Raw genomic sequence first — 13,949 nt, 5'->3', positions numbered from 1 at the left:
TTTTATTTTAAACGTTGTCTGACAACTTCGTACAAGAATACTCCGCACGCTACGGAAACGTTCAAAGATCCAATTTCACCCAAAAGGGGTAATTTCACTGTTTCTTCAGAAGCTTTAAGGATGGATGGTGTAATACCCACATCCTCTGCACCCATCACTATGGCACAAGGTCCTTCAAAGGAAACATCATATATAGTTTTCTCTGTTTTTTCGGTAGCTGAAATAACCTTGATCCCCGATGACTGCAAATAGAACACGGCATCTTTCAAATGATCTACTTTTGCTATGGGTACCTTAAATGCAGCCCCGGCTGAAGTCTTTATGGTGTCCGCTGTTACTGGGGCGGCACCTTTCTTTTGTATGATGATCCCGTCTACTCCGGTACATTCTGCTGTTCTAATGATAGCTCCAAAATTCCGGACATCAGACAATTGGTCCAATAAGAGGAAAAGGGGTGTTTTTTTATCGTTGGCCAATACTTTTTCTACCAATTCTTCCATTTCATAAAATGAAATAGGGGAGATGCTGGCAACGACACCTTGGTGGTTCCCTTTAGTCAGGCGGTTTAATTTTTCAACGGGTACATAGGAGAACCCTATGCCATTCTTGCGGACCAAGGTTTCCATTTCTTTGATAAGATCTCCTTTTAGGCCTTTTTGGATAAATACCTTATCCAATGTTTTTCCGGCGTTTATAGCTTCTATAATTGCGCGTATTCCAAATACTTGGTAATCCTCATTTTTCATGGGGCAAAGGTAAAATAAAAAACCATCTATATAATACAACCAAAATTTAAATAAGGATTATCAACGGTTATTGAGCAACCTAAAAAGTAGGATGAGGTCTGCTTCTTTTTTGGTGTTGAGTTTTTGTTCTTTTATGATCGTTTTTATTTTTACCTTTTCGTTCTTATTCCGGGAGTTCAGAAAGTTTTTTAGATTGTTGTCAAGAAAATAGGCTTGCTCGTTCCCAGAGCTCTTTTCTACATAGTAAAATTCCGTAAAATTGGTGAATTTATCCGGAGTAGCTTTAACCATGGAGTTAGGGGCTGGAGCCCCTTTTTTAAATGTTACAAAGTCCTTTCGGAACAAACTAAAATGCTCTCCGTCTTCAAGAAGGTTTAGGTGACCTTCTGAATGTTCATTTTTTTTGGAAACGATGGTATTATACGTATAGATGTTGGATCCATCGATTAATCGAAAATGCTTGTTTTGCACTAAGGAAGAAATCTGAGGACTGGATAGGCTTTCTTTTAGTTCTATTTCGTCGCTATAGGCGTTATAGCGATAGTAAAAACTACCGAGCTGTTCATTATTTGAATAGAGTTTACATGGTGAGAAGCTCTCTTTTAGATATGGTGAGCCACTGGCGTTTTTCCAATCAACATTCACCTCGGCATTCCTAACGTTGCTGAACAGAAAATCATTGGAGGGATTTCTCCTTGTCATCAGATTAGCAGCTGCTTCCATTGCTGCATCGCCTGAGGGCCTGGAAGAGGTATTGTAATTAATGGTAGTTTGGGCCATTAATGGTAGGTTGTAAAGAACAGTTAAACTAAATATATACAAAAGCCTTAACTGCATGCTTGAAATGGATGACATGATCATTGTATTATAGGTTGTTGTGCGTTAAGTTACTAAAAACCAAAAAGCTACAGTATTTAGTTTGTGTTAAAATGATTCGCCTTAATGGAATCTAAGCGCATAAAAAAACCTTTAGGTTGGGCCTAAAGGTTTTTTATTGGATTTTTTTAGGGATTCTAAATGGAATTCAGATAATTAAATACCTTCATGAGGTCTTCCTCTTTTTTAAGGTTGATTTTTTCTTCTTTGATATAATTCGCAATTGAATCTCTTTTGCCCTTTTCAAATGCTCTCAAGAACTCACTTTTTTTCTTCCCGATGTAGTGGGCCAATTTATCACCATCCTTCATGAAATAGTACTCCGTGAAGTGGGAAAATTTGTTGGGAGTAGCTCTTACCATGGAATTTACAGGATTGGTTCCTTCTGTAAATTTTACACTGTTCTTAAAAAATAAGTCGTATTTGTCTCCTTCATTCAATTTATACAAATATCCATTTCTAACAACGTCCTTTTTATTTTTATAGGCCTTTAGAGCTAATTCTTTGTTATCCAATTCATCTACAAGTCTTAGTTCTTTGATCGTCGCAAGGGAACTCTCTGGCTGCTCCCCAAATTGGGTATCTTTTATTTCTACTTCATCGTTAAAAGCATTGTGTCGGTAATAAAAATTACCAATCATTTCATCATTATAAAATACTTTGCAGGGTACAAAACGTTCGTCTATGTAAACAGATCCTACTGTTTCCAAGTCGGAAGGGGAGTTTAATTTTTTTCGCATCGCTGAAAATGCAGCTCCTGCATAGCCGTTTCCTGTAAAGTTGTCCAATTTAGCACTGGTGGCTCCTTGGGCATATGAACCTGTATAGAAAAATAGAAACGCCAAGGGTAATAAAATAGTTCTCATCATTTTTTTAATTAATTAAAATTTAAGCTTTGGACCAACAAAAAGTGTTGACCGTGCATTAGTTGCAATTAGTTAGTATTTGTTACATCTAACAGTGTTAAAATTTAAAAACACTTGTGCGGAGAAAATAATCACTTGTCGGGGTCTAAATATATGCTTATTTACGCTAAGTGCAAAAAACGCAAATCAGCTTCTGTTATTGTAAATAGGGTAGGGCCTTGGGAATAGTCCTGCACCTTTAAATTCCCAAACAACATTAGTGGATGGGTTTTCTACAATACTTTTTGGATTAACTATGAATGATCATTGTTATACCTAATATTATGATATTATAAATGAAAAAGCCACTCTCCATTTTCATGGGAGTGGCCTTTCTGAATTACTTTAAGCTAATCTTATAGTTTCGTTAGCCTTACAGTGATCTGGTTTGATCCTGTACCACATCCACCATCACCATCAAAATCGGTAATGCTCAATATGATTTCAGCATCATCAACAAGATTTTGATCAAAGAAGGTTGGTGTATCACCGGTTGTTTGGCCAATACTGCCACCGCAACCTAAACCTCCAGCTCCTACCATGCTGAGTCTATCACAAACAAAATTCATTGTAAATGTGTAATTAGCATCAAAAGCTCCTGGGTAATAAAGGAAATTGAATTGTCTTTGGGTGGCTCCTGTAGCAGTAAGTGTTACTACTTGAGAACCAAAAGTGGGTCCTATTCCAAATGGATCTGAACCTGACAATTGCTCCAATTGATAGTCACCTACAAAGAAATCAGGCGCATCAAACAAGCATACCATTGCAGCTCTGGATTGGTATGGAGAAGAATAATACCCTCCAACCGCACTAATGTTACCACTGACATCTGAACTATTGATTGAACTTCCATCAGTAAGGAACAATTCCCAGTTCAATTGAAACTGGTCACCACCATTAACTTGGGCTGTTGTAAGTCCAAGTGCTGTTAATGCTTCTCCGAAAGTATAATCGAAAGAGCCTACAGGCATTCCAAAGGAACTTAGTGCTGAAAAGTCACTTTTTCCTAAAGTACCAAAAGCTACTGCAGCTTTAGAGTTGTCAACCCCATCATCAAAGTTATCGATGAAGTTGATACTGAAATCAACGCGCTCAAATTTTTCCATGGCGCTTGTGTTCTCAACTTCTTGATATTCAAAATTCACAGTGTATTTTGAATCAGTATCGAACAAGTTTAAACTTCTTCCGGTTTGACTCGTAATTCTAAGGAACGGAAGATCGGTGCTAAGATCCCTGGTAACGATATCTATTACGTTATCGTCGCTAGAACAACCTAAGGTTATCAGAGCTAGGGCAACAGTCGATATTTTTAATAATATTTTTTTCATTTTCTTTTATTTAGTTAGATAATGGAAATGCTGGTGAACCAGGATTCGTATCCCAGAATACTTGTTGGGTTTGATCTGCTTTTTGTGTTACGTTAGAGTTGTTGTTCACAAAGTTAGCTGAATAGAATACAGATCTGATGAAAGCACCAGGCTGTGGTTCTAAACTTGGCTGTAGGCTGTTTGGATATCCAGTTCTTCTGTAGAAGTTGTAAGCGTCTATACCATTTCCAAACAATGCTGTAAAGAACTCTTGTCCTAAAACATTCCATCCACCTGTGTTATCAGCGTCAAATGCTGCAGCAATTGCTACACTGTGATCTGCAACATCAGCAGCGGTTGGAGCTGTTGAAAGGTCTGAAGATGAATCTAAAGATCCGAAAGACTGTACCTTGGCTACAGATTTAGCAAGACCTGCAAGTACGAAAGTTCTTGCACCTGCTGGGTTGTTGTTCACCATGGCAGCTTCTGCTCTCCAAAAATCTACCCAAGAAGCCAATAATATTGGGGTAACTCCGTTACCTCCAGCACCATCACCTTGACCTTGTCCTTCAAAAGAACTATCGTCAAATTTACCTCCTGCAGGATAAACACCTATCAATGATCTCAAGAAACCATCTGGTGGTGTTCCTTCGTCACTTCCATGATCTCTACCCCAATACCCGTTTGGTAAATAGCAAAATGGGAAACCTGTGTAGTGGGAAGGAGGTGTCTGTAAAGAACACTGCAATACTTCCAAAGCCGGAGGGGCTTCTGCACCTGGGGTCTCTTCATTTTGTCTGTAAAAATAGTAACGAATCCTAGGATCATCGTTCTGAAGCATATAGTTCATTTGATGATTGGACATGTAATCTGTACCACCTTGAGCAGTGTAACTAGCACTGTATCTTGGATGTCTTGTATCTGGCTGTACTTCATTCACACCCCACTGGAACTGAAAATCATCCGCTGTTGAAGATATGTAATTGTTAGAAGCAATGATAGCATTAAAACTGGCTAGTGCACCGCTGTTGGCCAATCTGCTGGTCATGTAAAGCTTTAATTTAAGCGTATTACAAGCTTTGATCCACTTACTGGCATCTCCATCGTAGAAAAAGTCGTTCTGTGGGTCTGCAGCACCACCATCAGTGAAATTAGCAATTGCATCATCTATAAGACCAAGAGCAGCGTCATAAACAGTAGCTCCCGGATCTACACTAGGATTAAAGTTTTCAGATCCCAAGTTAGCCTCAGTATAAGGTACATCTCCAAAGAAATCTACCAAAGATGCTAAAGTATACGCTTCCATAAATTGGGCCATACCTAAATGATAGTTTAGTCCAGCTTCTTCAGCCAATGGCGTAAGAGCATTGATATCCGTTCTGATTTGCGTATAGGCCGTAGTCCATTCTCCGTCAAAAGAAGCAGGAGAATATACGTTTCTGTAGTCCCTACCGAACATATAGTCAATACGGGTCATTTCGGCACCAGTGCCACCTAAACTTTCTACTAAGGAGACAAATGATAATTGTATGCCATTTAATAAAAAGTCAGGGTTCCCTTGGTCCGCTGACAGGGCATTAGGATTCTTCCTAAGGTCCAGTTCTGTTGTTTCGCAGGATTGAAGTAAAGAAGCTCCAAGAACCGTTGCGATACAAAATATTTTAAATAATTGTTTCATAATTTCGATACTTTGTTTTGTTAAAATTAAAAGGTAGCTTTTACACTAAATCCATATCTCTTGGAGCTAGGTCCGTTTAAGAAATCGAATCCAATTCCGTTACCTACACCAACACCCGCAACGTTAGGGTCAAAGTTGGTTCCATCTGGCACGTTAAAGGCCTTGTACCACATGTTGAATCCTGTTACTGTAAAGCTTATCGATCCAAATGGAGTATTGTCCAAATGTTTCTTAGGCACAGAATATCCAAGAGAAATTTCTTGTAATCTTAAAGTAGTGGCATCGTAAATCTGCAGTTCAGATGGTCCGAACAATACGTTACTGAAGTAGTAATCCGAGTTGTTGATCTGAACAGAGTTAGGGTTGCCATCAGGTGCAACACCAGGTAAAACATAAACATTCTCCCTATCAGATGTATCAGTTGTTAAACCTCTACCCAATAAAGTTGCTACAGTACTAGTATAGATGTCACCACCTTGTACATGGTTGAACAAGAAGCTCATGTTGAAGTTCTGATAAGAAAAGTTATTGGTTACGTTCAACGTCCAATCTGGAGTTGGGTTACCAATTACAGGCAACAACCCGTTTTCGTCAACTTCTTCCTCAATGTAGTTACCAGAACCACTTACCAAGAACTCACCATTGGCGTTTCTTGCAATTCTACTACCTGCAATTACTCCTAATTGCTCACCTACGATGGCGGCATTACCTAAGTTGGAGAATCCAGAATAGATGATCAATTCCGTGTCTGCTCCCAAGTCTGTTACAACCGCTTTGTTGGTGTTGAAGTTAGAGTTAACACTCCAGTTGAAGCCACCTTTGTCGCTTCTGAAGATATCTAAACCTAAATCTACTTCTAAACCTTCACCTTCAATCTCCCCTACGTTTGTCTGGGTTGAAGTACCTCCTGTACTAGGATCCAAAGGTCTGTTTACGATCAAATCTTTTGTGATACGCTTGTAGGCCGATACGTCAAGTGTCAATCTACTATCGAACAACCTAGATTCAATACCTACTTCAAATTCTGTGTAGCGCTCAGGAAGTATGTCTGGGTTGGCCACAGTGTTCGAAACCGAGTTGGTTACAACACTTTGTCCGTCTCCATTTAAAAATGCCTGAGTATCTATATTTAAATCTACAGAAGTTGGGAAGCCTTGTGCAAATCCTGCAGATTCACCGTAACCACCTCTAATCTTCAAGTAGTTCAAACCTCCTTGGCTAGTTAAACCTTGAATAGCCTGTGTTGGTATGAAAGAGAAACTTCCACCTTTGTAAAGTAAAGATCTGTTTTCTTTAGACTGATTGGAAACCCAGTCATTTCTAGCATTGAAAGTAGCGTAGAACATTCTGTCGTATCCAAAATCTGCCTGTGCATAAAGACCTGCAATGTTCTGGAAGCTTGTAAATTGAATCTCATCCTGTAAGTCAAAATTGAAATGTCTTAACACTCCAAATACATTCTGTCCACTACTGGCAACACCTTGTCTGTCATAGTTCGTGCTTCTGGTTGTACCACCGGCAGTTACGTTAACATCCAATTTTTCCGTAAGGTCATAGTTACCGCTTAAGATAATACTGTGATCCCAGATAGTGTTGTTGTTATCCCAAGTTTGGTAAATACCACTCAAGGTTGCTGCACTACCGTCAACACCACCTTTGTTTTGGTAATTGATGTTACGCTCGTTGTAGACATCATATCCAAATCTATAGGTTAAATTCAAGTTGTCAGTAAGGTCATAAACTGTGGTAAGGTTACCAAATGCTCTGTTGGTAACTTGTTCGTTACGCGCATTTTTAACTGTCCAAAGTGGATGCTGAATACTGTTGTTCTGACGGTAGTAAGTACTTCCTCCAGTGATCGGGTTTTCGAAAGGAAGACCTATTAGATCCACAGAACGTGGAGTAAAGAAAAGGTTTCCAAATACAGATGATCCGCTACCAAAAGAACCATTTCCTGTACTAGCCGCTACTGGAGGGCTTTTGAAATCTGTTCTTGAGTAGTTCATTGTACCTGTAATGGTGAATTTATTGCTCAATTGAGCTCTACCACCAATACCTATGTTGTTCCTTGTAAGATTGTTACCTGGGGTAAATCCTTCATCATCCAAATGACCAAAACTGGCATTGTAGGAAACTTTTCCATCATCTGATCCGCCTGTTGCGTTAACAGATACGTTGGAAACACCACCTACTCTAAAGAAATCCTGTACACTGCTGTACGGTTGCCATTTGTATCTTGCATTGGCCAATTCTGGAAATGCCTGAGGAATTCCAGTGGCGCTACTTGCAGTAGCATACGGGTGTCTGATTGTCCCGTCTGTAGTATTTAAGTCATAAATACCAGGAAAGTTGGCTGAATTGCCCCAACCTGTTACTCCGTCTTTTCTAAAGCTAGGTCCCCAGTTACTGAAGAACCATCCAAATCTTTGGTCAAAACCGTTACCATAATCGTCCTGATATTCAGGCATGGAAGCAATTTCGTTAAAGAAATAAGATGTTGTTACCGAGATTTCTGACTTGGATTTTTTAGCACCTGTTGATCCGTTCTTCGTTGTAATCAAGATTACCCCGTTCTTTCCTTGTTCTCCGTAAAGTGTCGCTGCTGATAAACCTTTCAAAACACTTACGCTGGCGATACTGTTAGGATCTAAATCTAAGAAACGGCTAGAACCGTTGTTACCATCTACGAAAGAACCCCCTGCGTTTGTATCACTACTAAAAGGTACACCATCAACAATAAATAATGGTTGGTTGTTTTGTGAAAATGACTGGAAACCTCTAATAACGATGCTTGTTCCAGATCCAGAGATACCACTCTGGGCTGTAATGTTAACCCCAGAAGCTTTACCTCTTAGGACACGACCTACATCACCTTCAGTCTTTTGCTCTAAATCTTCAGAGCCCACTGTGGCTACAGAATAACCTAAAGCCTGCTTTTCCCTTTTAATACCTTGGGCGGTAACAACTACCTCTTCCAAAGCTTGGGCGTCCTCTGTCATTTGAACGTTAATTGTGTTGCTTGCTCCAATTGGCATTCTAACTTCCTTTTGACCTATATAGGTAAACAAAAGGGTTTGACCCGTATTTCCTTGGATGGAATAGTTTCCATCAAAATCTGTCTGGGTCCCGTTAGTGGTTCCTACTACAACAATGTTGACCCCAGGCAGTGGAAGACCGTCTTGATCGGTCACCGTACCTGAAATCGTTTTCTCTTGTGCAAAAGTCAAATGCACAACAAACGCTAATAGTAGCGTCAAGATTCCATTTAGTTTTGTTCTCATTTTTAAATTATTTGAATTAGCTGACCGCTAAAATCATAATTTCATGTTAATAATCCAAACTAATTTTAATAATCTTTTAAGATACTTATTATTAATATTTATGGTTTGAGAGGACATTTGATAGGAAATCGGTAATTATTGTCAACCTATAGATTGCGCTTTTATAGTAGGATATCATGTTTATATAGGGTTGTGGAGAATTGCCAATAAAAGTGCTGACGGCTGTGATTGTGATTTTAGAGAGTATGCGCTATGGATTTATTTAGATTTTAAGAGGGTGCTAATGGGGTCTTTTTTGACTTTTTTTAAAAAACATTGGAAATTAATGCATTAGAATTTGAATTATTAGTAATAATTGCTACATTTGCCAGCCCTTAAAAGAGGGTAAGTTTTATACATATAATATATAGTATGCCAACAATTTCACAATTAGTACGAAAAGGAAGGGCCACAATTACTAAGAAGAGTAAATCGGCTGCTTTGGATTCGTGTCCACAGAGAAGAGGGGTTTGTACTCGTGTTTACACTACAACACCAAAGAAACCAAACTCTGCAATGCGTAAAGTTGCAAGGGTTAGGTTGACCAATGGTAAAGAGGTGAACGCTTACATCCCTGGAGAAGGACACAATCTTCAAGAGCACTCGATAGTATTAGTAAGAGGCGGAAGAGTAAAGGATTTGCCAGGTGTTAGATACCACATCGTTAGAGGTGCATTGGATACAGCAGGTGTTGCTGGAAGAACCCAACGTAGATCTAAGTACGGAGCTAAACGACCTAAGAAGTAATTAAATCTTTTTAAAGAGAAGACATGAGAAAAAAACAGGCCAAAAAGAGACCGTTATTGCCGGATCCAAGGTTTAACGACCAGTTAGTAACTAGGTTCGTAAACATGATGATGTGGGATGGTAAAAAGTCTATCGCCTTCAAAGTATTTTATGATGCTATTGATATCGTAGAAGAAAAGAAGACCGATGAAGAAAAGACCGCATTAGAATTGTGGAAAGACGCGTTGTCCAACGTAATGCCTCACGTAGAGGTTAGAAGTAGAAGGGTAGGAGGGGCGACTTTCCAGATCCCAATGCAAATTAGACCGGACCGTAAGATTTCCACTGCAATGAAGTGGTTGATCAGTTATGCTCGTAAGCGTAATGAAAAAGCAATGTCCCAAAAATTAGCCGGCGAGATTTTAGCTGCTGCTAAGGAAGAAGGTGCTGCAGTTAAGAAAAGAACAGATACCCATAAAATGGCAGAAGCAAACAAAGCATTCTCCCACTTTAGATTTTAATTAATAGAGAAATGGCTAGAGATTTAAAATTAACAAGAAATATAGGTATTGCTGCTCATATTGATGCAGGTAAGACAACTACGACAGAGCGTATCTTGTTTTATACTGGTGTGAGTCATAAAATAGGTGAGGTTCATGATGGTGCTGCCACTATGGACTGGATGGAGCAAGAGCAGGAGCGTGGTATTACAATTACCTCTGCTGCTACTACATGTGAGTGGGTTTTTCCAATGGAGAATGCACAGCCAACTGAAGATGCTCAGTCTTATCACTTTAATATTATTGATACTCCTGGTCACGTTGATTTTACGGTTGAAGTAAACCGTTCTTTGCGTGTCTTGGACGGCTTGGTTTTCTTGTTCAGTGCAGTTGATGGTGTTGAGCCTCAGTCTGAAACGAACTGGAGATTAGCTGACAACTATAAAGTGCCACGTATCGGTTTCGTTAATAAAATGGACCGTCAAGGGGCTAACTTCTTAATGGTTAACAAACAAGTTAAGGAGATGTTGGGATCCAATGCGGTGCCTATTGTTTTGCCAATCGGAGACGAGGCTGACTTTAGAGGTATCGTGGATTTGGTGAAGAACAGAGCTATCGTATGGCATGATGAGAATTTCGGGGCAACTTTTGATGTTGTTGCAATTCCGGAAGAAATGAAAGAAGAGGTTAGGGAATTCAGAGCTGCTTTGATTGAAGCTGTAGCTGAATATGACGAAACCTTAATGGAGAAGTTCTTTGAAGATGAGGATTCTATTACGGAAGACGAAGTTCACGCTGCTTTAAGAGCTGCGGTAATGGACATGAGTATCATTCCAATGATCTGTGGATCTTCTTTTAAAAATAAAGGTGTTCAGTTCTTATTGGATGCTGTATGTAGATATTTGCCTTCTCCAATGGATAAGGATGATATCGTAGGTATGAACCCTGATACTGAGAAAGAAGTTTCTCGTAAGCCATCTGTAAAGGAGCCTTTCGCTGCTTTGGCCTTTAAAATTGCTACCGATCCTTTTGTAGGACGTTTGGCATTCTTTAGAGTGTATTCAGGTCGTTTGGATGCTGGTTCTTATATCTTGAACAATAGATCAGGTAAGAAAGAACGTATTTCACGTATCTACCAAATGCACTCCAACAAACAAAATGCCATCGATTTTATCGAGGCAGGAGATATTGGAGCAGCAGTAGGATTTAAGGATATCAAGACTGGTGATACCATGTCTGATGAGAAACATCCTATTGTTTTGGAAAGTATGAATTTCCCTGATCCGGTTATTGGTATTGCGGTTGAACCGAAAACCAAGGCGGATGTTGATAAATTGGGTATGGCTTTGGCTAAATTGGCTGAAGAAGATCCAACATTCCAAGTAAAAACTGATGAGGCATCAGGTCAGACCATTATTTCTGGTATGGGTGAGCTTCACTTAGATATTATTGTAGACCGTTTAAGACGTGAATTCAAAGTAGAGGTAGATCAAGGTCAGCCTCAAGTTGAGTACAAAGAAGCTATTACTGCAAGTGCAGATCATAGAGAGGTGTACAAGAAGCAATCTGGTGGACGTGGTAAATTTGCGGATATCGTATTTACTATGGAGCCTGCTGAAGAAGGTAAGACTGGACTTGAATTCGTAAACGCAATTAAAGGTGGTAACGTTCCTAGAGAATATGTACCAGCTGTTGAAAAAGGATTTAAGGATGCTATGAGAAATGGGCCTTTGGCTGGTTTCGAAATGGATGCAATGAAAGTTACATTAAAAGATGGATCTTTCCACCCTGTGGATTCTGATTCACTATCTTTTGAATTGGCTGCAAAAATGGGTTATAAGGCTGCTGCTAAAGCTGCACGTGCCGTACTTATGGAGCCAATCATGAAATTGGAAGTATTGACCCCAGAAGAAAACATGGGTGATATTGTAGGTGACCTTAACCGAAGAAGAGGAACTATTACCAATATGGATGATAGGGCCGGAGCAAAGGTTGTTAAAGGTACGGTTCCACTTTCGGAAATGTTCGGTTATGTAACTTCACTTAGGACGTTGTCCTCAGGTAGGGCTACATCAACAATGGAATTCTCGCACTATGCAGAAACACCATCGAATATTGCAGAAGATGTAATTAAAAAAGCTAAAGGGGTAACCGCTTAAATAATAGTAAAATGAGTCAGAAAATCAGGATAAAATTGAAATCTTACGACTACAACTTGGTAGACAAGTCTGCTGAGAAGATCGTTAAGACGGTAAAGACCACAGGAGCTGTTATTACAGGGCCAATTCCTTTGCCAACACATAAAAAGATATTTACAGTATTGCGTTCTCCGCACGTAAATAAGAAGTCTAGAGAGCAGTTCCAATTAAGTTCTTACAAAAGACTTTTGGATATCTATAGTTCTTCTTCTAAAACTATCGACGCCTTAATGAAGTTAGAGCTTCCTAGTGGTGTTGAAGTGGAGATAAAAGTATAGTTTATCTAAGTCCTCTCCTGGTTGGAGCGGGTAACATGTCCGGCGCGTTGTGCAAAGGAAAAATGGAAAAAAAATAAATTCAGGGTTGAATTATTTTTGACCCTGTTTTTTTGCTACATAGTTGGCAGAACACAAATAAGTTAATAATTAATAATTAGTAAATATGTCTGGGTTAATAGGTAGAAAAATCGGCATGACCAGCATTTTCGATGAAAATGGAAAGAATATTCCATGTACAGTAATCGAAGCTGGACCATGCGTAGTTACCCAAGTCAGAACCTTAGAGGTTGACGGGTACAGTTCCCTTCAGCTTGGTTTCGATGACAAGGCGGAAAAACGTGCGAATAAGGCCGAAATGGGTCATTTCAAAAAAGCAGGTTCTACTCCTAAGAAGAAAGTCGTTGAGTTCCGAGATTTTGAAGGAGATTACAAATTAGGTGACACTTTAGGTGTAGATCTATTTGTAGAAGGAGAATTTGTAGATGTAATAGGTACATCTAAAGGAAAAGGATTCCAAGGTGTTGTTAAAAGACACGGCTTTGCAGGTGTCGGTCAGGCAACTCACGGTCAGCACAACAGACTTAGAGCTCCAGGTTCTATTGGTGCCGCTTCATATCCAGCGAGAGTATTCAAAGGAATGAAAATGGCAGGTAGAATGGGGAATGATAGGGTGACAGTTGAGAACCTTAGAGTTGTTAAAATAGTTCCAGAGAAAAACCTTATTGTAATTAAAGGTGCAGTTCCTGGTCATAAGAACGCTTACGTAACTATTCAGAAGTAATGAAAGTAGCAGTTTTAGATATCAAAGGAAAAGAAACAGGTAGGAAAGTAGAACTTTCCGACGATGTTTTCGGAATAGAGCCTAATAACCATGCTGTATACTTAGATGTAAAGCAGTATTTAGCGCATCAGAGACAAGGTACCCACAAATCAAAGGAAAGAGCTGAGATAGCTGGTAGTACTAGAAAAATAAAGAAACAAAAAGGTACAGGTACCGCTCGTGCGGGAAGTATTAAGTCTCCTATTTTTAAGGGAGGTGGACGTATTTTTGGACCTAGACCTAAAGATTACACCCAGAAATTAAACAAGAACCTAAAGCGTCTTGCAAGAAAATCGGCTTTGAGTATCAAGTCAAAAGAGCAGGCAATTTTTGTGGTTGAAGATTTTAATTTTGAGGCTCCAAAAACTAAAGAATTCAAGGAAGTCTTGAAGTCATTGGGATTGGAAAATAAAAAATCTTTATTTGTGTTGGGCGATTCAAATAATAACGTATATTTGTCGTCACGCAATTTAAAGCGTTCCGAGGTCGTAATCAACTCAGAATTAAGCACTTACAAAATTTTAAATGCTGGTAGCATTGTCTTGATGGAAGGTGCTTTAGAAGGAATTGAATCGAACTTAACTAAATAAGAGAG

At 39.3% G+C, this 13,949-nt stretch carries 12 protein-coding genes; 6 read left to right on the top strand and 6 right to left on the bottom strand.

All coding sequences use genetic code 11. From position 1 onward, the window contains the following. Nucleotides 1–2 precede the first annotated feature (2 nt). The 6 genes from rlmB to ABXZ32_RS03330 all read right to left on the bottom strand — a co-directional run bounded on the left by rlmB (nucleotide 3) and on the right by ABXZ32_RS03330 (nucleotide 8,793). Nucleotides 3–746: a 23S rRNA (guanosine(2251)-2'-O)-methyltransferase RlmB gene (gene rlmB, locus ABXZ32_RS03355; protein ID WP_354617246.1), complete on the bottom strand. Its 744-nt coding sequence runs from the start codon at nucleotides 744–746 to the stop codon at nucleotides 3–5. 60 nt (nucleotides 747–806) lie between these two features. Next, complete coding sequence (locus ABXZ32_RS03350; RefSeq protein WP_354617245.1) at nucleotides 807–1,601, bottom strand: hypothetical protein; 795 nt, start codon at nucleotides 1,599–1,601, stop codon at nucleotides 807–809. 158 nt (nucleotides 1,602–1,759) lie between these two features. Further along, entirely contained in the window at nucleotides 1,760–2,491 is a 732-nt protein-coding gene (locus ABXZ32_RS03345; protein ID WP_354617244.1) for a hypothetical protein, read from the bottom strand. A 392-nt stretch (nucleotides 2,492–2,883) separates the two neighbouring features. Beyond that, entirely contained in the window at nucleotides 2,884–3,855 is a 972-nt protein-coding gene (locus tag ABXZ32_RS03340) for a hypothetical protein (RefSeq protein ID WP_354617243.1), read from the bottom strand. 10 nt (nucleotides 3,856–3,865) lie between these two features. Continuing rightward, complete coding sequence (locus ABXZ32_RS03335; RefSeq protein WP_354617242.1) at nucleotides 3,866–5,512, bottom strand: SusD/RagB family nutrient-binding outer membrane lipoprotein; 1,647 nt, start codon at nucleotides 5,510–5,512, stop codon at nucleotides 3,866–3,868. Nucleotides 5,513–5,538: 26 nt separating this feature from the next. Beyond that, entirely contained in the window at nucleotides 5,539–8,793 is a 3,255-nt protein-coding gene (locus tag ABXZ32_RS03330) for a SusC/RagA family TonB-linked outer membrane protein (RefSeq protein ID WP_354617241.1), read from the bottom strand. 411 nt (nucleotides 8,794–9,204) lie between these two features. On the opposite strand from ABXZ32_RS03330, the gene rpsL reads away from it, so the two are divergent. The 6 genes from rpsL (at nucleotide 9,205) to rplD (ending at nucleotide 13,944) form a co-directional block, all read left to right on the top strand. Then, on the top strand, nucleotides 9,205–9,579 hold the full coding sequence (rpsL, locus tag ABXZ32_RS03325; protein ID WP_013305196.1) for a 30S ribosomal protein S12: 375 nt from the start codon (nucleotides 9,205–9,207) through the stop codon (nucleotides 9,577–9,579). Between the two features lie 23 nt (nucleotides 9,580–9,602). Further along, a complete protein-coding gene (gene rpsG / locus ABXZ32_RS03320) occupies nucleotides 9,603–10,079 on the top strand; it encodes a 30S ribosomal protein S7 (RefSeq protein WP_111624292.1) in 477 nt (158 codons plus the stop codon). Between the two features lie 11 nt (nucleotides 10,080–10,090). Then, the gene (gene fusA / locus ABXZ32_RS03315) at nucleotides 10,091–12,217 is read left to right on the top strand and encodes an elongation factor G (RefSeq protein ID WP_354617240.1); all 2,127 of its coding nucleotides are present in this window, start codon (nucleotides 10,091–10,093) and stop codon (nucleotides 12,215–12,217) included. 11 nt (nucleotides 12,218–12,228) lie between these two features. Next, on the top strand, nucleotides 12,229–12,534 hold the full coding sequence (gene rpsJ, locus ABXZ32_RS03310) for a 30S ribosomal protein S10 (RefSeq protein WP_062055772.1): 306 nt from the start codon (nucleotides 12,229–12,231) through the stop codon (nucleotides 12,532–12,534). A 163-nt stretch (nucleotides 12,535–12,697) separates the two neighbouring features. Next, nucleotides 12,698–13,315 carry a 50S ribosomal protein L3 gene (gene rplC, locus ABXZ32_RS03305; protein ID WP_062055770.1) on the top strand — a complete coding sequence of 206 codons (618 nt, stop codon included), beginning with the start codon at nucleotides 12,698–12,700 and terminating at the stop codon, nucleotides 13,313–13,315. Continuing rightward, on the top strand, nucleotides 13,315–13,944 hold the full coding sequence (rplD, locus tag ABXZ32_RS03300) for a 50S ribosomal protein L4 (RefSeq protein ID WP_062055768.1): 630 nt from the start codon (nucleotides 13,315–13,317) through the stop codon (nucleotides 13,942–13,944). Before rplC ends, rplD begins: the two co-directional genes overlap by 1 nt. Nucleotides 13,945–13,949: the final 5 nt, after the last annotated feature.

The sequence above is a fragment of the Sediminicola luteus genome, from assembly GCF_040566555.1.
Taxonomy (GTDB): Bacteria; Bacteroidota; Bacteroidia; order Flavobacteriales; family Flavobacteriaceae; genus Sediminicola.
The sequence above is the reverse complement of the archived record's forward strand: the minus strand, read 5'-3'. Positions and strand labels throughout refer to the sequence as shown.

Excerpts from the sequence above, each read along its gene's own strand:
- rlmB (WP_354617246.1), bottom strand. The coding sequence starts at position 746 with ATGAAAAATGAGGATTACCAAGTATTTGGAATACGCGCAATTATAGAA.
- ABXZ32_RS03350 (WP_354617245.1), bottom strand. The coding sequence starts at position 1,601 with ATGTCATCCATTTCAAGCATGCAGTTAAGGCTTTTGTATATATTTAGT.
- ABXZ32_RS03345 (WP_354617244.1), bottom strand. The coding sequence starts at position 2,491 with ATGATGAGAACTATTTTATTACCCTTGGCGTTTCTATTTTTCTATACA.
- ABXZ32_RS03340 (WP_354617243.1), bottom strand. The coding sequence starts at position 3,855 with ATGAAAAAAATATTATTAAAAATATCGACTGTTGCCCTAGCTCTGATA.
- ABXZ32_RS03335 (WP_354617242.1), bottom strand. The coding sequence starts at position 5,512 with ATGAAACAATTATTTAAAATATTTTGTATCGCAACGGTTCTTGGAGCT.
- ABXZ32_RS03330 (WP_354617241.1), bottom strand. The coding sequence starts at position 8,793 with ATGAGAACAAAACTAAATGGAATCTTGACGCTACTATTAGCGTTTGTT.
- rpsL (WP_013305196.1), top strand. The coding sequence starts at position 9,205 with ATGCCAACAATTTCACAATTAGTACGAAAAGGAAGGGCCACAATTACT.
- rpsG (WP_111624292.1), top strand. The coding sequence starts at position 9,603 with ATGAGAAAAAAACAGGCCAAAAAGAGACCGTTATTGCCGGATCCAAGG.
- fusA (WP_354617240.1), top strand. The coding sequence starts at position 10,091 with ATGGCTAGAGATTTAAAATTAACAAGAAATATAGGTATTGCTGCTCAT.
- rpsJ (WP_062055772.1), top strand. The coding sequence starts at position 12,229 with ATGAGTCAGAAAATCAGGATAAAATTGAAATCTTACGACTACAACTTG.
- rplC (WP_062055770.1), top strand. The coding sequence starts at position 12,698 with ATGTCTGGGTTAATAGGTAGAAAAATCGGCATGACCAGCATTTTCGAT.
- rplD (WP_062055768.1), top strand. The coding sequence starts at position 13,315 with ATGAAAGTAGCAGTTTTAGATATCAAAGGAAAAGAAACAGGTAGGAAA.